Origin of the sequence: Microcoleus sp. B9-D4, from assembly GCF_036705105.1 — a bacterium.
Lineage (GTDB): Bacteria > Cyanobacteriota > Cyanobacteriia > Cyanobacteriales > Microcoleaceae > Microcoleus.
Genome location: NZ_JAUBTS010000005.1, coordinates 98,657 through 115,417 on the forward strand (window position 1 = coordinate 98,657; position 16,761 = coordinate 115,417).

17 protein-coding genes and 1 pseudogene are annotated in these 16,761 nt (G+C 43.0%); 11 read left to right on the forward strand and 7 right to left on the reverse strand.

Translation table 11 applies throughout. The features are described from left to right. Positions 1-7 precede the first annotated feature (7 nt). Positions 8-982: a diguanylate cyclase gene (locus QUB24_RS04615; RefSeq protein ID WP_333151109.1), complete on the forward strand. Its 975-nt coding sequence runs from the start codon at positions 8-10 to the stop codon at positions 980-982. A 335-nt stretch (positions 983-1,317) separates the two neighbouring features. On the opposite strand, the gene crcB is transcribed toward QUB24_RS04615, so the two are convergent. Continuing rightward, positions 1,318-1,716 (reverse strand): fluoride efflux transporter CrcB, encoded by a 399-nt coding sequence (gene crcB, locus QUB24_RS04620; RefSeq protein WP_333151111.1) that lies wholly within the window; start codon positions 1,714-1,716, stop codon positions 1,318-1,320. A 273-nt stretch (positions 1,717-1,989) separates the two neighbouring features. On the opposite strand from crcB, the gene QUB24_RS04625 reads away from it, so the two are divergent. The 6 genes and pseudogenes from QUB24_RS04625 to QUB24_RS04645 all read left to right on the forward strand — a co-directional run bounded on the left by QUB24_RS04625 (position 1,990) and on the right by QUB24_RS04645 (position 6,740). After that, positions 1,990-2,619 carry a macro domain-containing protein gene (locus QUB24_RS04625; RefSeq protein ID WP_333151114.1) on the forward strand — a complete coding sequence of 210 codons (630 nt, stop codon included), beginning with the start codon at positions 1,990-1,992 and terminating at the stop codon, positions 2,617-2,619. 381 nt (positions 2,620-3,000) lie between these two features. Then, complete coding sequence (locus QUB24_RS04630; RefSeq protein WP_333151116.1) at positions 3,001-3,588, forward strand: hypothetical protein; 588 nt, start codon at positions 3,001-3,003, stop codon at positions 3,586-3,588. A 154-nt stretch (positions 3,589-3,742) separates the two neighbouring features. Further along, positions 3,743-5,536 carry an aspartate--tRNA ligase gene (aspS, locus tag QUB24_RS04635; RefSeq protein ID WP_333151118.1) on the forward strand — a complete coding sequence of 598 codons (1,794 nt, stop codon included), beginning with the start codon at positions 3,743-3,745 and terminating at the stop codon, positions 5,534-5,536. A 275-nt stretch (positions 5,537-5,811) separates the two neighbouring features. Then, a complete protein-coding gene (locus tag QUB24_RS04640; RefSeq protein WP_333151120.1) occupies positions 5,812-6,042 on the forward strand; it encodes a helix-turn-helix domain-containing protein in 231 nt (76 codons plus the stop codon). Positions 6,043-6,157: 115 nt separating this feature from the next. Further along, positions 6,158-6,313 (forward strand): annotated as a pseudogene (locus tag QUB24_RS33545) (helix-turn-helix domain-containing protein); the annotation flags it as partial. Positions 6,314-6,407: 94 nt separating this feature from the next. After that, positions 6,408-6,740: a transposase gene (locus QUB24_RS04645; RefSeq protein ID WP_333151122.1), complete on the forward strand. Its 333-nt coding sequence runs from the start codon at positions 6,408-6,410 to the stop codon at positions 6,738-6,740. A gap of 301 nt (positions 6,741-7,041) precedes the next feature. Here QUB24_RS04645 and QUB24_RS04650 read toward each other — a convergent pair whose 3' ends face one another. From QUB24_RS04650 to QUB24_RS04660, 3 genes are all read right to left on the reverse strand, one after another. Then, the gene (locus QUB24_RS04650; RefSeq protein ID WP_333151124.1) at positions 7,042-8,967 is read right to left on the reverse strand and encodes an alpha-amylase family glycosyl hydrolase; all 1,926 of its coding nucleotides are present in this window, start codon (positions 8,965-8,967) and stop codon (positions 7,042-7,044) included. Positions 8,968-9,254: 287 nt separating this feature from the next. Further along, positions 9,255-10,160, reverse strand: coding sequence for an Rpn family recombination-promoting nuclease/putative transposase (locus QUB24_RS04655; protein WP_333151126.1), 906 nt, complete (start codon positions 10,158-10,160; stop codon positions 9,255-9,257). A gap of 150 nt (positions 10,161-10,310) precedes the next feature. Continuing rightward, positions 10,311-10,805 carry a hypothetical protein gene (locus QUB24_RS04660; RefSeq protein ID WP_333151129.1) on the reverse strand — a complete coding sequence of 165 codons (495 nt, stop codon included), beginning with the start codon at positions 10,803-10,805 and terminating at the stop codon, positions 10,311-10,313. A 199-nt stretch (positions 10,806-11,004) separates the two neighbouring features. On the opposite strand from QUB24_RS04660, the gene QUB24_RS04665 reads away from it, so the two are divergent. Further along, a complete protein-coding gene (locus tag QUB24_RS04665; RefSeq protein WP_333054024.1) occupies positions 11,005-11,226 on the forward strand; it encodes a hypothetical protein in 222 nt (73 codons plus the stop codon). 112 nt (positions 11,227-11,338) lie between these two features. Then, entirely contained in the window at positions 11,339-12,343 is a 1,005-nt protein-coding gene (locus QUB24_RS04670) for an MvdC/MvdD family ATP grasp protein (RefSeq protein ID WP_333151131.1), read from the forward strand. A 136-nt stretch (positions 12,344-12,479) separates the two neighbouring features. Here QUB24_RS04670 and QUB24_RS04675 read toward each other — a convergent pair whose 3' ends face one another. Together QUB24_RS04675 and QUB24_RS04680 are read right to left on the reverse strand one after the other, a co-directional pair. Continuing rightward, the gene (locus QUB24_RS04675; RefSeq protein ID WP_333151133.1) at positions 12,480-13,343 is read right to left on the reverse strand and encodes an Npun_R2479 family HD domain-containing metalloprotein; all 864 of its coding nucleotides are present in this window, start codon (positions 13,341-13,343) and stop codon (positions 12,480-12,482) included. A gap of 330 nt (positions 13,344-13,673) precedes the next feature. After that, the gene (locus QUB24_RS04680) at positions 13,674-13,883 is read right to left on the reverse strand and encodes a Mo-dependent nitrogenase C-terminal domain-containing protein (RefSeq protein WP_333151135.1); all 210 of its coding nucleotides are present in this window, start codon (positions 13,881-13,883) and stop codon (positions 13,674-13,676) included. A 452-nt stretch (positions 13,884-14,335) separates the two neighbouring features. Here QUB24_RS04680 and QUB24_RS04685 point away from each other — a divergent pair, with 452 nt between their 5' ends. Then, entirely contained in the window at positions 14,336-15,151 is an 816-nt protein-coding gene (locus QUB24_RS04685) for a cobyrinic acid a,c-diamide synthase (RefSeq protein ID WP_333151137.1), read from the forward strand. Positions 15,152-15,307: 156 nt separating this feature from the next. On the opposite strand, the gene QUB24_RS04690 is transcribed toward QUB24_RS04685, so the two are convergent. Next, complete coding sequence (locus QUB24_RS04690) at positions 15,308-16,351, reverse strand: AI-2E family transporter (RefSeq protein ID WP_333151139.1); 1,044 nt, start codon at positions 16,349-16,351, stop codon at positions 15,308-15,310. Positions 16,352-16,474: 123 nt separating this feature from the next. Between QUB24_RS04690 and QUB24_RS04695 the strand changes: the two genes are divergently transcribed. Further along, positions 16,475-16,756: a hypothetical protein gene (locus tag QUB24_RS04695; protein WP_333151141.1), complete on the forward strand. Its 282-nt coding sequence runs from the start codon at positions 16,475-16,477 to the stop codon at positions 16,754-16,756. The last annotated feature ends 5 nt before the right edge of the window (positions 16,757-16,761 follow it).

Genomic DNA, 16,761 nt, shown 5'->3' on the forward strand with positions numbered 1-16,761 from the left:
AAAGACCATGACAGCTTTATTCAAACTTGCCGCCCAAACGAATATTCTCATCGTGGATGATACCCCAGACAATTTGCGCTTGTTAGCCAAAATTCTAGAGTCACAGGGCTATATGGTTCGTAAAGCGCTCAACGGCAGAATGGCACTCCAAGGTGTTCATCGCGACCCACCGAGTCTAATTTTACTTGACATCAATATGCCGGAGATGAATGGGTACGAAGTCTGCCAAAAGTTAAAAGCATCGGAAGCGACTGCTCAGATACCGGTTATTTTTATCAGTGCGCTCGAACGACTGGAAAACAAGGTACGAGCCTTTGAACTGGGTGGTGTAGACTATATTACCAAACCCTTTCAAGAGCAGGAAGTGCTGATGCGAGTAAAAAATCAATTACTCATCCAACAGCAACGCCAACAACTGCTCGAACAAAATCAACGTTTAGAACACGAAATCCAAGAACGTCTGAGGGCAGAAGCAGAAGTAAGGCAGCTATCCGTGACCGATCAATTAACTGGATTATATAACCGACGAGGCTTCTTTTTACTAGCAGAGCAACAACTAAAAATTGCTCGACGCACGCAAACACCCTATTTTATTTTGTTCGCTGACTTAGATGGTTTGAAAAAGATTAACGACACTTTAGGACACGAAATGGGAGACAGAGTAATCGTTGACGCCGCTCAAATATTGAAGCAAACCTTTCGTGAGGCGGATATTGTAGCTCGACTGGGAGGAGATGAATTTGCTTTATTTATTCCTAACTTTTCGGGTGATTTATCTACTAATTTCCATGCTCGGCTGCAAGAAAATATAGATCGCTTTAATCAACAGTCCGAGCGAGCTTATATATCAATAAGTCTGGGTGTGCAGTTTGGGGATTTAAATAATGAAGTTTTGTTAGAACAATTGCTGGCAAAGGCTGACAAACTCATGTACGAGGATAAACGCACCAAACACTGTTTAAATCCTCAACCGTTCTTTTGAGAACAGCGATATCGGAGGGCCATAAGCATTATTTATTAAACGTGAGTTCAACCGAGAAAGAGTAAATTGAAAACAATATAGGGAAACAGCTTGAAGACTTTAGCCCCTCAGCCGGAAAACACGATTCAGTACACATCATCACACCTAAACCTGACAGGGTGGCAACCCCGTTAAAAGCTTTCCCTGTATTAGGTTAAGGGTGTGATAAGAGGATGTCGTAGGTATTGTCCACAATCCTGAGATCAAATCGACTGACTGAGGCTGTATGGGTGGATAGTTTGCCTACAGTTGCATTTATTTCTTAAACTGGTATTATTTGCACCAACCGATTTTATCTATTTGCCAATTCGTGCTAAAATCATACCTAACTGAACTGCAATTACTCCTAGTATGGCACTGCCTGCCCAGTAAAAAGCGGCGATGCTGTAAGCTCGATCGCGCCACAAGACATTCGTCTCTAAACCGTAAGTTGAAAAAGTAGTATAAGCTCCCAAAAAGCCCGTTGCTACCATTAAACGTACTTCCGACGGAATAGTCGGCACTCGTTCAAAAGCGAGGGTGATAAAAAATCCCATAGCCAAGCAACCCGTGATGTTAATAAAAAAAGTTCCGTAGGGAAAAGCCGTCCCGAAACGATTGGCAAACCACAAGGTGATATAATACCGGCTCAAAGCGCCGGCAACCGCACCTAAACTAATTGCGATCGGGTGGCGCAGATTGGGGTCTTGCAGCATACAGCCCTTGGAGATTTGCTAGTTGAAATTGAGATGAATTTTAGATTCAGCCGACTTATGTAAAGTATTGTAGGATTAAATTGGCGATCGCTCTATAGCAATCCTAAATCATTCTCATAATTATTGTAGGGGCAATCCGACCCCTACTCCCCGTGGTTGCCCGATAGATAGGGGGTAGGCACGGGGAGTAGGGGTAGCACTACCCCTACAAATTTATCGGAATCATTTAGGAGCGCTCTAGGTGTTCGCAATTAAAATTAAGAGAGAGTATTTATGCAAATTGTGCTGGCTACCTTAGACGATGGCTTAGTTAGAGCCTGGGAAAGCACTTGCGGCAGTATGGAAAATGTCAAGATACATCACGGTTCAATATTTGATGTGAAATGCGATGCTATTGTTAGTCCGGGGAATAGTTTTGGTTTCATGGACGACGGCTTAGAGTTAGAAATTTCGGAATATTTTGGGGGGCAGGTTCTTGAACGCTTGCAAAAACTAATTCAGGCTCGACATCACGGCGAACTCTTAGTAGGAAGGGCAGAAATTGTAGACACCGATCATGCTGAAATTCCCTATTTAATAGCTGCACCAATTATGCGCGTTCCCACAGTTTTAAGAGAAACAGTAAATGTTTATCTAGCAACCCGCGCTATTTTGACTCTCGTAAAATTTGGCTCAGTCCCGGATGGAACGCCAGTCAAACATATCATTGGAACTATCGCTATTCCCGGCATGGGTACGGGAATGGGCAAAGTGCCGCCAGATATCTGCGCCAATCAAATGAAAGTTGCGCTCGAAGATATCCTCTTATCTCAGTACGAATTTCCTCAATCTTTACTGCACGCTCAAAGGCGTCACCACTTGTTATATACGGACGAGAGCAAAGATTTGCAGTTGGAAAATTGAAACTCTTAAATTTGCCAGTTTTATTGTGTTGAGAAACCAAGTTTATTAGTGTGTGTTTTTTTAGCTATAGAGACTTATCACAAATTTAAGTGCGCTAAACCGTACCTGCAAGCTGGCGGTATCCTACACACGAGAGCAACTTTGGTAGATATAATGTAATAGAAATGAGGTCATTCCAACTAGGTAAGCGCGGATACAAAAGTTGATAAAGCTGGAACAATAATTGCCTAGTTCTTATTAAATGCCAGAATTCCTTCTGGCGCTACAGGTACAAAGTCGGTATAAAAGACCACAATTCCTTCTGGCGCTACACCTACAAAGTCTGCACCCAGGGACTGTGAGATTTTTTGAAAATGTTTACTACCACAGGAGAAGATTGAGATGACAGATCCAAAAGTAACCGAGGAACCAATTTTAGAGGCAACTCTCGAAACGACGGCGATCGTCAAAAAAGAGATGCCCGACGCAACTGATGAGGCGATCGCAGAAACTGCGGCGCTGTTTGAAGCAATTAAAAAACGCGCCACCGCCGAAGTGCAAGCAGCGGGCGAACTCACCCGCGAAGCTTATTTAAAAGCTGTGAATAAGGCCTCGGCGGCGATCGAAGAAAATAAGGATCTCGCCCACGAGAGATTCACAGAAGCAGTCAGGCTGATTAAACAAGAAACTGAGAAAAATTGGCTGGTGGTAGATGCGATTAAAACGCGGGCGCAAGCGCAGGTGCAAGATGCAGGCGAAGTCAGTCGCGAAGCTTATTTGAAAGCAGTGCGACAAGCGCGAGAAGCGGTGGAACAAAATAAATTGATCGAACGCGATCGCATCGAACAAGCTGTTGACCACATTCACACGGAAGCTGAAAAGAATTGGCACCTTATTGTGAAGCAAATTGAGTCGATCGGCACTCGCTTGACAGAGACGGCTAAGTCTGCATGGAACGCACTGACGGCGTTTTTTGACAAGAAGGATTAAACTCAGATATGAGACCATTTTAAAGCACAGGCAAGATGCCTGTTCCACAAAGAGTGAATTTTCTTGTGGAACAGGCATCTTGCCTGTTCATAAAAGGTTTTGACACTAAGCGCTATAATCAAAAAGCATTATTTTTAGTCCATAACCCCCAACCATGAGAAGTTACTACTGCGGCGAACTGCGAAGCGAACACATCGGAGAGACTGTCACCCTTTACGGCTGGGTGGATCGCCGCCGCGATCATGGCGGGGTGATTTTTCTGGATGTGCGCGATCGATCGGGTATTGTGCAAATTGTCAGCGATCCTGAACGCACCCCCGATTCCTATCACGGGGCTGAGGCTTTACGCAGCGAATACGTGGTTAAAATTACTGGGCGAGTCACCAACCGCCCCGAAGAGTCCCTCAACCCGAAATTGCCTACAGGTGAGGTGGAAATTTATGCTGACGAAATTGAGTTGTTAAATGCGGTTCGCAAACAGTTACCGTTTCAGGTGGCGACGGCGGAAAATGAAAGCGTCCGGGAAGATTTGCGCCTGAAATATCGCTATTTGGACTTGCGGCGCGATCGTATGAGTCGCAATTTGCAGCTTCGCCACCAAGTTGTCAAAGCCATGCGCCGCCACCTGGAAGATGTCGAAGGTTTCATGGAAATTGAAACGCCGATTTTAACTCGCGCTACTCCCGAAGGTGCGAGAGATTATTTAGTTCCCAGCCGCGTCAATCCCGGTGAATGGTATGCTTTGCCGCAGTCGCCGCAGTTGTTCAAACAATTGTTGATGGTGTCTGGTTTTGACAGATATTATCAAATTGCCCGCTGTTTCCGCGATGAAGATTTGCGCGCCGACAGACAGCCGGAATTTACCCAATTGGACATGGAAATGAGTTTCATGTCTGTGGAAGAAGTAATTGCTTTAAATGAAGGTTTAGTCTGCCATATTTTCCAAAGTGTCAAAGGCGTAGAATTGCCTCGTCCTTTTCCGCGCTTGACTTACGCTGAAGCAATGGATCGCTACGGTAGCGACAAACCGGATACTCGCTTCGGTATGGAATTAGTCGATGTTTCCGATTTGATGAAAGATTCTGGATTTAAAGTCTTTTCCGGGGCGGTTGCTGCGGGCGGAATTGTGAAAGTTTTGCCGATTCCCGGCGGGAATGATGCGATTTCTAACGTGCGGATTAAACCGGGCCCGAAAGGCGATTTGTTTAAGGAAGCCAGCGACGCGGGTGCGAAGGGATTGGCTTACATCCGGGTGCGGGATAATGGCGAAATTGATACGATCGGCGCAATTAAGGATAATTTGACGGAAGCACAAAAACAGGAATTGCTCGATCGCACGGGCGCGCAACCAGGTCATTTGTTGTTATTCGCAGCGGCTGACGCGACAACTGTCAATAAGACTTTGGATAGATTGCGTTTGTTTGTCGGTAACGAATTGGGATTGATTGACAAAGACAAGATGAATCTGCTGTGGGTGACAGATTTCCCGATGTTTGAATGGAACGCTGACGAGAAGCGTTTGGAAGCATCGCATCACCCGTTTACTGCGCCGCATCCTGACGATATTAATGATTTGAAAACTGCGAGAGCTCAAGCTTACGATTTGGTGTTAAACGGTACAGAAATCGGCGGCGGTTCTCTGCGGATTTATCAGCGGGAAGTTCAGGAAAAGGTGTTTGAGGCGATCGGCTTATCGACTGAGGAAGCTTACAATAAGTTTGGCTTTTTGTTGGATGCGTTTGAGTATGGAACTCCGCCCCACGGAGGCATTGCTTACGGTGTGGATCGGTTGGTAATGCTGTTAGCTGGTGAGGAATCTATTCGGGACGTAATGGCTTTTCCGAAGACGCAGCAAGCGGGGTGTTTGTTGACAAATGCGCCGTCTGGTGTGGATGAGAAGCAGTTGAAGGAGTTGCAAGTGCGATCAACTTATACGCCCAAGTCATAAGGGCGATCGGGACTTAGGCAAAGCCTATGTGTCATGCTGATAGAAGCGAAGCATCTCGATCGATGCTTCACTAGACTGCGTTTTGTTCACCATGACAGACAGGAGTCTGCGTCCTGGACTGTCATTGAGTCAAAACTTTGGCTGATACTGTATGCTATAGTTACATTCCAGGTCTTTAGACTAAAAAGGCTATAATTATCATGATCGAAAATAGGTAATACCAATTCACTATGAAGGTACACTAAAATATAGGGTAAAAGTAGAGTACATCCAATATGGCGAACAAACTTCAGGTAGAAATCCAGCAAACGGTTGAGGAACTAGAGCATCGACTCGAAGGTCATGCGACCGCCGTAAATAAAGAAAAATTACTGGTATTATACTGGCTGGCCACCAAAAAAATCCAAAAAAGAGCCGAATTAGCCACGATGTTGAAACGAGACGAATCAACAATATATCGTTGGTTAAAAGCTTACAAACAAGCTGGAATTACGCTCATTACTTAGCATAAAAAAAGCTCCCGGAAAGACTCCACATATACCACCAAAAGTTAGAGAAAAATTAATCAAAAAACTGCAAGAACCACAGGGAGAAACAAGTTAGGGCAAATTACAGCTCTGGCTAGAAAAAGAATGCGGAATTAAAGTGAGCTATAAAGTGGTACATGACCTAGTTCATTATAAATTGAAAGCTGACCTGAAAGTCCCAAGACCCCAAAGTAACAAGGCGAACGAAGAGGTGCAGGGAAGCTTCAAAAAAAACTATGTGATCTCATAAAAGTAATGATTAAATATTTCGGAAACTCCAAGCCTGTAAGGATATGGTGTCAGGACGAGAGTAGATTTGGATTGATTACTATGCGCCGGGCAGAATGATTACATTAAAGGGGGTAAAACCCATTGGCAAAAAGCAATGGAAACGAGGAAATTTTTATATTTATGGAGTCGTAGAGCCAGCAACAGGTGAACAATATTATCAAGAATTTTCTCAGCTTAATTACAACTCTTTTCAAGAGTTTTTAAATGAATTCGGTCAAAAATACTTAGAGAGTTTCAATCTAATTATCATGGATAATGGTAGCTTCCATAAAGCTCTATTATTAGACTGGCATGACCATGTAATGCCAATATATTTACCGGCATATAGTCCTGAATTGAATCCGATTGAAAGATTGTGGGAACATACAAAAAAAGACCTCAAGTGAGAAAATTATTCGAGTTTAGATAAACTCAAAGAACAGGTAAATACAATTATCAAATCTCTCACGAATGAAGAAGTTTTATCTCTCTGTGGTTGGGACTATATCCTTGAAGCTATATTAAGTCCAACTTCATAGTAAATTGGGATGAGTTGCAGTTACCAATTAAATCTCACAGCAGTTACGTACCTACTAAATAAACCGGGTTTTAAAAAGATAATCGAAAGCCTTAAGGAAGCATTTTCGTTCATCAAACCCGGTTTCATTGCCTAAAACTATCTCACTCAAAACTCACAAATCAAAACTATTAAGACTCCCGTCCACTCGCCCACTTGTCCCGCCATTTCACCGTCCCTTCCGAAACTAAAACCCAGCGGCGACAAACCAGATTTTCTCGCAGCGGCGACAGTCCTTCCCGTAGCAGCGCATACTTATAAGAAATCAACTTCCCGGCACTTTCATTAAAAGGAATTTCCCCAAACCAAGTATTAGTATTGATATACTCCAACGGGAAACCCTTACTAATATCCCAATTCCCCAGTTCAGGACAATCTCCAATCACCACAATTCTTTCCCCAGGCTGAGTTCTAACGCTGTTAAGCTGCGCCCGCACAATAGTTTTCGCCTTAACTCGCTCTCCGACGCGGCTAAAAATCATTACTTCCCGCGAACCCAACTCTAAATTGTACAGCATCCCATCTTTAACTTCAAACTTACGGCGTGATAAAACCTCCGTATGCTCTCCATCAGGCAGCTCAGTATCCACCTCTTTAATTGTAACAGAATTTCCACGATTCATCGCTACAAACACCACGGAATCGCGATAGCGGCGCACGTAACAATAAACGTCAGGAGTTAGATATTTTTGCCACTGACTCCCCATAGAAATAGCTGGATTCAGCCGCCGCAATCCCGACAGTAATCGCACAGCTCGGTAAATCGGCGAATCAGTATCCCACTTTTCCATCATCGGGCGGTTGTACGGGTCATTTCCCCCATCTGTATCATCGTGCAGGTACTGTTCGGTGCCGTAATAAATGCAGGGAATGCCGCGAGTCGTCATAATTAAACCTATCGCCAACAGGAGCATTTCTGGATCGGGATTCAACGACTGAAACCTCGGCATATCGTGGTTGTCAATAAAAGTAATCAACTCCGTCGCCCCGTAGTAGCGGTGATCCAAATTCAGGACATCTTGGACTAACTTAAATCCCGCCTCCGCACCCTTCCCCAATACTTCTCGAATTGCCACGCACAGACCAAAATCTAAAATAGTCATCCCCGACTCGTTGGCAAATTCCACAGAACGATCGTTTCTAGGGTCGCTGTAAATCCATTCGCCAAAAATGAAAACATCAGGTCTGTGTGTTAAAATGTCAGCATTAAATTCCTGCCAAAACCAAATAGGCATATGCTTGACTGTATCAACCCGCAAAGCATCAACACCTCTGTCCAGCCATTGTTTAATTGCTGACTTAATGTAATTCCGGTAGGCAATATTGTTTTCGTTGAAAGTTGCTAAACCCGACAGTTCGCAGTTTTGAACTTGCCATTCATCTTCCCAGTTTGTGACTTCGCCATAGTGGTGATACCAGTCATCTTCATCGTCGTTAAAGTCAGCTATTTTTACGCCGTCATCGTAGAGTTCCCCTTTTTTGCCACTAAAATCTGGGTTGCTGTGATTGCAGACAATATCAAGTACGAGTTTCATGTTTCGCTGGTGCAACTCGTGTACTAATTTGTCAAATACGGTATCTTTAGTTTCTTGTGTTTGGTTGATAGAAGGATTGTCGCCTGTGGCAATGAAGCGGGGATTTAGTCGCTTGAAATCTTTAGTCCAGTAGCCGTGAATTGCAGCTTGTTCGACAAATAATGCTTCAACTTGCTCGAACAGTGGAGTCAGCCAAACTGCGCTAACTCCCATATCTTTTAAGTAATCGAGTTTGTCGATAACTCCCTGCAAGTCGCCGCCCCAATATTTGCCCCAATCTTTCCCTTCAGGATCGTAAAGTTCTGGGTTGGGGCCTTCGTTATTTGTGGGGTCGCCGTCGTAAAAGCGATCGACTACAATGAAATAAATTGTTTCTTGTCGGAATTCAATGTCTCTGGTGTAGAGAAATTCTAAATCGAGTTCACTTTCTGGCTTAACTTCTTCTACCAGAGACTCAATTTTTTCTTCGGGTTCGCTAACTTCGTATTGAGAGGAAGTTTGATTGGGAGTGACGGGTGTCATGAGATGTATTTTTTTATATTGTAAGATTGGTCAGTTATTCGGAGCTAGAGTCGGAGATAGCTTTCCCCTCTGACTGACTTTTACAGCATCATACGGAATTTACTCGTTTAATGGAATCTTCCTTTAGAGAGAGGGCAGACTCATCCTTAAGCATTAGGTGGATGAGAGTTAATATTTAGCGTAATTCTCAATCAAAGAGCCAGAGCGTCAAAAACCTGCGCTACCAGGCTAAGCCTGGTAACGAGAAAAGGTACACTAATTGTGCGATCGCACTTTGTCCCTTCCTTTCATTCCTCCCGCAAGTTTTCGATATCTTCAACACTCAAACCAGTTGTTTGACTAATTGTTTGATTGTCAAGGACATTGAGAAGTTGCCTAGCAATTTCTAGAGCCTTTTCTCTCATTCCTAGAGCGAGTCCTTCTTCTCTGCCTTCTTCTCTGCCTTCTTCTCTGCCTTCTTCTCGCCCTTGTGCGAGTCCTTCTTCAATTCCCTTTCGCAAGATTCCCTGCTGATCCAGAATATACCTTTCGCGTGCTTCTAAATCTGCCAACTCTTCTGGATTCAAGTTAGTTTCATTAGCAATCGCAAAGGCTTGCTGTATTTCCGAGACTGTTTCCATTGTTTGCGGTACCACTTCCAAACTGGGAGCATTTTTCATAAAATAAACCCACTTGTCAGTCAAAGTTTCTAATTCATCCAATTGTTTATTGAACTTTGGCAACTCGATAAAGATCAGTTCTATCTCTGGATCGACATAATCAAATAAACGCTTTTTCTCCTTGAAGACAAAGTGAGAAATTACTTCTCGGTCATTGTCAAACATTTCAAAATCAGTAATTGTCAAAGCAATTACAGGTTTTAACTTAAAGTAACCTTCACCGCGAATTAGTTGAGTTGAGTAAGTTTTCGCAGTATTGTAAACCACCCGTTTCGCAAAAGATTCTATATTTAAAACTTGCATCTCGATAATTACAGTTGCGCCTCCTGCAAGTCTGGCTTTGACATCCAGGTAAGAGTCTTTGAGATAAGAGACTTTGGATGGTAAATACGGGTCGATAATTTCTAAGTCGGCGATGGTGGGATTGCCATCATAAATCATGGCGTTGAGAAAGCTGATTAAAATTGGTTTGCTTTCGCTGGAGCCGAAGATTCTTTTGAAAGCAAACTCGATTTTGGGGTTAATGAATCTCACGGTCAATCTATTTTAAAGTGAATTAAGTATTATTTTAATCCATTAGGAAAATGGATTGGGCCAGTTACAAAAACTAGATATCGGATGCTCTATCCAAGCTTGAGCCGATCGATAATGAAATCCATCAGCCATTAGCGCTTGCTCTATATTCTATTCTGTCAAATCTACTTGTCGGATCTCTTCTAGCGTCAGATCCAAGCATTGCGCGATTTGCTCATCGGTCAAGCCTACTGCTTGCAAGCGTTGGATCGCCTCCATTTTCGCCCGCTGCTTTCCCCGCAAAAACTCAGGCGACTCATCCTGCGATGTGCAGACATTCAGCGCTCCGATTACATGACCGCGAGCAACATGATTTCCACTAATGACGCTGCCAGTAACGTTGCTAATCCTGGACTTGCGAATCAGTGCCGATCGCAAGTTTAATTTATTAACATCTTCTCCGAAAACATCAGAGAACAATTCCCATAGCTCGTAGCCCACATCTTTAGCGTAACCCTCAGTACAGTTAAGCGTTTGAGCAATATCGCCGTACTTTTGCCGCTTCAAAACGCCCTCAATCACGCCCACTTGCATATCATCTAAATGCTTGCCTGTTTTCGCAAAGACCACTTCATCTGCAAAAGCCAGTGCTTCCTTAACGTTCACCCGCGCCTCCTCACAATATCCGAGCGATCGAACTAAAACCGTCTAGATCCGACTATTTTCGCCTTGAATACAAAAACGATTAAAGCTTTATCAAAACTTTTTATATTATACGACTTTATCCGACCTTTTTCGACTATACAAATTAATTGGCAAGCTGTAGCATTGTGAAAGTAAAACAATCGCTCAAAAAGACTAACTTATGACGACTACCCAACTCGCTCTAGACAAAAAAGCAAATCCTTTGATGATGCACCTGAGCATCTTGCCCAAGTACGGCATCACCGCCGAGGAGACTTTTAGCTACGATCCCACCACGCAGACCTCCAACATCACCTCCATGAGTGGCTCCTGGTGTAATCGCAGTGGCTCCACTGTTAGGCAGTTTGACGAGAATGATGATGACCAGCAAGAGGACGACTAGATTTTTGTCTGGTTAACCGATTATTTTTATCGCCCTCTCATTTTTTGAAAGACCTGTATAATTTTTGCATTACAGGTCTTTCATTGTCAACATTATTTCAATTGATTCATTTATGACCGACCTTTTAATTGTGACTTCGGAAGCTGATATTCATGCGGATGTTGTTATCAAGGAATTGCAACGATCAAATATTCGAGCAATTCGATTGAACTCAGAAAGTTTTATTCAAAAAAGTCAATACTTTTATGAGTGGCAAGCTTCGGGCAATCCCAGTCAAAGTTTTTTGTCTTTTGAATACTCCTTGAGAGAAGTTCAAGATGTCGGCGTAATTTGGTGGCGCAAACCACAGGATTATCAAGTTTATCCCGAAGTTGATGATGCTTGGGCAATTAAGTATTGTCTAGAAGAAACAGAATCTTTGATGTATTCTCTTTCTGGACTATATCCAAAAGCTAGATGGGTCAATAACTACTACAAAATTAGATTGCCATCTCATCGAATAAATCAGATTCCAATTGCTCACAAGCTAGGAATTACCATCCCTCCAACACTCGTCACCAATTCATACGAAGCGGCTTGCAACTTTGTGAGAGAACAGGGAAAGTGCATTGTCAAACCGATGCGCTATTCTGGATTTGTACATGATGAAAAGCAGTATGCTTGCTATACTCGCCCCATTGATGTAGAAACACTTGAAGCATTTCGAGAGAGCATTCGATTGGCACCCGTTTTCATTCAAAAACGCATTCAAAAGAAGGCAGAATATCGCGTTACATTAATTGGTAAGCATAATTTTGTTTGTCGCATTGATGCCCAGCATACCAACGATGCAGACGTGACTTTGGATTGGCGCGTCACCGAACCGGATAAACTCGTTCACGTTCCCGACAAATTGCCAATGGATTACCTCAACAAACTTCATCAAATGCTTGACGAGTTTGGTTTAAATTTTGGTGCATTCGATATCATTCGCGATGAGGACGACACCCTCTATTTTATCGAACTCAATCCTAACGGACAGTGGTATTGGATCGAAATTCTTACTAAAATGCCTATGGTTCGCGCAATGGTGGAACTCATCGAAGATTTAGCGCTTCAATATCAACAGGATTGCTGAATTCTGTCTTGCATAAGGATTCTTCTGTTAGATCCCCGACTTCTACAAGAAGTCGAGGATTTGGGTATTCTGTTTTTTTAGGTGGGCTTACTTATCCCAAAAAAGAACGATCGCCCGACATCCACCCAAACAAACCCTACCTAACTAAAGCCACCGCAGACTCTGGCACCTGAGAATGCTCCACCCGGAACACATTGGCGCTCAGATTAGCAACAACTTGTTTCCCCTGCTGCGTCAGTTCCAAATAGCCGATCGCATCCTTCACATACCGATAAACCACATTCCAATAAAACTTCGGATAACCATCCCGCAACTCCCCCGGATTCTGATAGCCCAAAACCAGATTCTGCCCAGTCTCCTCAAACTCGTAAAACAGCGCCGCAATCTTTTGCAAATATCGCGGATCGCTCAACTGACCAATTAAATCAGCAGCCCGAACTAAACCCGGATAATTTACCGTATCTTGATAATCTTCATCTGTAGGAACCGGGAAACGAGTCAGCTCAATATTACGTTTAACCAGCTCAGCATCAATCAGTTTGTGACCGCCAAAACGCTCGTCAATAAACATTTTTCCGCGATCGACATGATAATGCATCAAACTAGCATCCGTCGCCCCCGGAGGCAGCGTTAATTTCAGGTCGCCTATTCCCGTCGCATACAGTCCCAAATCTGTTCTATCTTGCCGGCAAACACCTTTAACATACCCGATATCGTGACATAGCAAAGCAATGTGGAAGTGCAGCCAATCTTCGCAGGAAACACCCCCTTCGCGGATGTGCTTGCCGCGCAGAATCTCCTGTCCCACCAAGGTCACTAAAATAGTGTGTTCGACATTATGGTAAAGAGCATCGCTATTAGCAATATTTTCTAAAGCCATACTCGCCACCCAAGCAATAATCTCGCCATAGTCAGATTTAAACCCGCCATAACTGTGGCGGTAGCCTTCAATGAGGCGATTGACAAAAGCCTTAATAAGCAGTTCAGTTGCGTTAAACATATTCACTTCCCTCATCCCACGTAGATTATTAAACTATTTTTATAGTTATTGTTTTTGCTGCTACCGTTTGATGTTATTTTTACCTTAAGCGCCACGATGGATACCCACTCCTATCGAGAGGCATCCATTGATATTATCAACAATTATGGCTTAAATTATGGCTCTCGCAACTACCAGAGCGATAGACCCCATAAATAATTGAGCTCAATGGGCGATCGAGGTATGACACCCCTCAATCAGTAGTACAGGGTTACATCTTCGGCGCATACCTCAGTCGATTTTCGATTTTAGATTTACTCCACAGATACATCTGGGAGTTGGAACTAGGATCTAAAATTTTGGGTTGCTCACTACTCTTGTCGGAAACTTGTATCTGTTCTGACTGACCCCGCCCAAAAACGAGAGCGAGCGAAAGCGTAACCCCCTGAATTCCTCATACACAGGATTAAGCTTGTACATAGGCGGTATGTAGAAAAGATGGTGTCCCCATAACTGAATATCTCTCTCCCAAGAACATCGGGCGAGTATAAGTTGGCACATCACTGAGTTACTGATGGCTCCCCCACTGCAATGCTATCGAGCCACTGTCGCACTGGTTGCACGATAGCATTGCAAAAAGTTAAGTCTTTGCACTGATTTTCCGGGAAAATACTTGTAGTCAAGTTCCTGATTGATCTCAGTAATCATTACTAACAAAAACTTATGAATCACCCAATTTAATCCTCAACGAAACCCACTGTTGCGCCGGTGACTTGAATAAGTTTTATGGGTGACACTCACAGTCGCAAAAAGTGATGCGAAGAGCTAGCATTTGTGATTTAAAACTCGCTAAAGTGTGAGACAGATCACGGCCTCTGTTCCCTCCTGAATGTATATTTAGATAGATGGCAAGAAAATAAGACAGAATAACTAGCAGCCCTCCCTCGCAGCTCCCCTCTCCCATCATCTGCGATCTACTACTCTGTATACTTACTGATATAAGGTTTCAGGCAATGATTAAACAAAAACATAAAGATGCCGACCTTGCTCAACACCCCCACACAGATACCGTGCTGCAAAAACTCCCTGTAGAAGTTAAAGATTGGGCCCAAAGCTTGCCTTGGAACCAGCGGCGCTATGTCTTGTCCCTCTGCTACATATTGTGTGCATCTACTCCCGACTTACAAGCAGAATTTTTAGATGATTATACAGCCGACGGTTTAGTCTCAAAAATGTTTGAAGATGTAGATACTCTACACCGAGTCCAAGAGTATTTAATCAGATTCCGAGTCAAAAAACAATTAAACGAATCAGATTTAAGAAGCTACATCAAACAATTTTATATCCACTCAGCTCAACAAGCACGCCGAGAAACTGACCAATATTTAGAATCTGCACTCCGCTTCGTCTTGAGTACAGAAGAACGCAATAATGTTTTTAACTACATTTTGGGTTTTGAATTTATTAAAATTGTGTTTCAAATGAGCTGGTTGCAACACGAAAGATTAGCGAGACTACAAAAAAATCAGTCACAGTTTATTGAAACCTATATCAAGCCGATTCAACACGCACACAGAATTAATGGCATAATTATACCGAAAGATGAGAGAATCTTTTTTGCCAGACGCACCTATTACGTTCAACTGCCTAACATTTCCTACAGAAAGCTTATTGAGTTAGTCATGGCAACTTTTACTACAGAAATGGTGAGTAATTGCGGATTTTCTATCAGTCGCCACTCTCAAGCTCTGCGTTTTGACTGCGATTACATTTATGATCCAGAACCAGAAGAAGAAAGATTTCCTACTGACTTGCAATTTATTCATTAACTGTACGCAGTAAGGTGTACCATACAGTGCTTTTTTCTCTTTACTTGTAGTTGCGCTTTGGGCACAGGAGAGTTTTTGAAGCATGGGACTTCTAGTCTGTAAGTTAAAACCGAATTTTCCAGCGGGATTGGATATAAAATAGGAGGGCTGCATCAATTAACCTTCCGCTTGCATTTCTTCAATGTCAAACCAGCTAACTATAACTCCCGCTAGCGGAATCGCCAGAAATATACCTAAAAGTCCTGCTGATCTTGCTCCGACTAACAGTGCAAAAAATACCACTACCGGATTCAGGTTAAGGGAATTTTGCATGAGTCTCGGATGAATAAAGTTGTCTTGAATTTGCTGTAAAACAATGCAAGCTGCCAATACTTTTAAAGCTAGCCACACATTTTGAGACAATACAATAAAACAAACTAAGCTAATTCCCAGCGTCGCTCCGATCCCTGGAACTAAATCAAACAATCCGATAATAAAGGCTAAAATCAAGGGAAATTTCACATCTAACAGCAGAAAAATTAAAAAACTTGCTGTTGTCAAAAATAACATTAATAGGATTTGTGCCTGAAAAAATCCTAAAAAGTTTTTCTCTATTGTTATACTTAAACGCCTGTGCAGGTGTCGAGGTATAAATTTGAGAACTAACAGCCACAGCCTCTCTCCATCAAGTAACATGAAAGAAGCCACTACCATAATTAATATTAAATTCAATAAATTGGTTAAAAATACTTGTAAAAAAGCAATACTCGATACAACTCCGGCCAAAGCTTGGTTTCGCAGTTGTTCCTCAATAACTCGCAGGTTAACTTGCAGGTTTCTTGCTCGCAAAAATGCTTCGATGCGCTCGGACAGAGGCGCTAAAGCATTCACAAATTCAGTCATGCTGTCAATTAATTGCTGTCCTTGAGATAAAAGAGTGACGCCTACAGTGACGGTGAGACCGCCAAAAACTAAAATGGTGAGCAGGACAACGAAGGCGACAGCTAAACTTCGCGGTAAAAATCTCTGGAGAGTTCGCACCGGATAGTTGAGCAAAAAAGCCACGAGTGCAGCAATGGTGAAAACCGCGACTGCTGTTTCAAAGTAAGCTAAAAGTTGCAGTCCAGCCCAACCAGAAGCAAATAAAAGCAAAAACCGGACTAAGGCTAAATTGCTTAGCATATTCCAAAAATTGGGAGGGGTTCTTTCTTGCTCTTTCACAGGGATTTTTAGGGGTTAATAATAGCTCAAAAATATTGCAGATCCCTCTTTTAGAATCGCACCCAAGATATATCTGCGGCTATCCCCCTCAAGGCAGAAAATAGATGTGGAACTGAGGCAGGAGTGGGTTCTATTCACCACAAGTTCGATCGCCCCCAATACCGAATCAAACACAAGCGCGATCGAACAAACAGCCTTTCTGACTCTAAAACCGCCTCGGAAACTCTTTGCGAGGGGAGTATTTGTCGTGGCGGGCCCGCAACTAACACACAAACGCTCAAACTTGCTGGGGCCGAAAAACCCCGTTTCAGTGCCAGTCGCGAAAAATTTCAACTCTACCTAGTGGAATATAGTATGAACAGGTCAATTTTTGGGATACTAGAAACTAGCACTCAACTTAGCTGAGGAAC

Bases quoted from the DNA above. Each gene is read 5' to 3' on its own strand.
- QUB24_RS04615 (WP_333151109.1), top strand. From the start codon at position 8: ATGACAGCTTTATTCAAACTTGCCGCCCAAACGAATATTCTCATCGTG.
- crcB (WP_333151111.1), bottom strand. From the start codon at position 1,716: ATGCTGCAAGACCCCAATCTGCGCCACCCGATCGCAATTAGTTTAGGT.
- QUB24_RS04625 (WP_333151114.1), top strand. From the start codon at position 1,990: ATGCAAATTGTGCTGGCTACCTTAGACGATGGCTTAGTTAGAGCCTGG.
- QUB24_RS04630 (WP_333151116.1), top strand. From the start codon at position 3,001: ATGACAGATCCAAAAGTAACCGAGGAACCAATTTTAGAGGCAACTCTC.
- aspS (WP_333151118.1), top strand. From the start codon at position 3,743: ATGAGAAGTTACTACTGCGGCGAACTGCGAAGCGAACACATCGGAGAG.
- QUB24_RS04640 (WP_333151120.1), top strand. From the start codon at position 5,812: ATGGCGAACAAACTTCAGGTAGAAATCCAGCAAACGGTTGAGGAACTA.
- QUB24_RS04645 (WP_333151122.1), top strand. From the start codon at position 6,408: ATGATTACATTAAAGGGGGTAAAACCCATTGGCAAAAAGCAATGGAAA.
- QUB24_RS04650 (WP_333151124.1), bottom strand. From the start codon at position 8,967: ATGACACCCGTCACTCCCAATCAAACTTCCTCTCAATACGAAGTTAGC.
- QUB24_RS04665 (WP_333054024.1), top strand. From the start codon at position 11,005: ATGACGACTACCCAACTCGCTCTAGACAAAAAAGCAAATCCTTTGATG.
- QUB24_RS04670 (WP_333151131.1), top strand. From the start codon at position 11,339: ATGACCGACCTTTTAATTGTGACTTCGGAAGCTGATATTCATGCGGAT.
- QUB24_RS04675 (WP_333151133.1), bottom strand. From the start codon at position 13,343: ATGTTTAACGCAACTGAACTGCTTATTAAGGCTTTTGTCAATCGCCTC.
- QUB24_RS04680 (WP_333151135.1), bottom strand. From the start codon at position 13,883: ATGTGCCAACTTATACTCGCCCGATGTTCTTGGGAGAGAGATATTCAG.
- QUB24_RS04685 (WP_333151137.1), top strand. From the start codon at position 14,336: ATGATTAAACAAAAACATAAAGATGCCGACCTTGCTCAACACCCCCAC.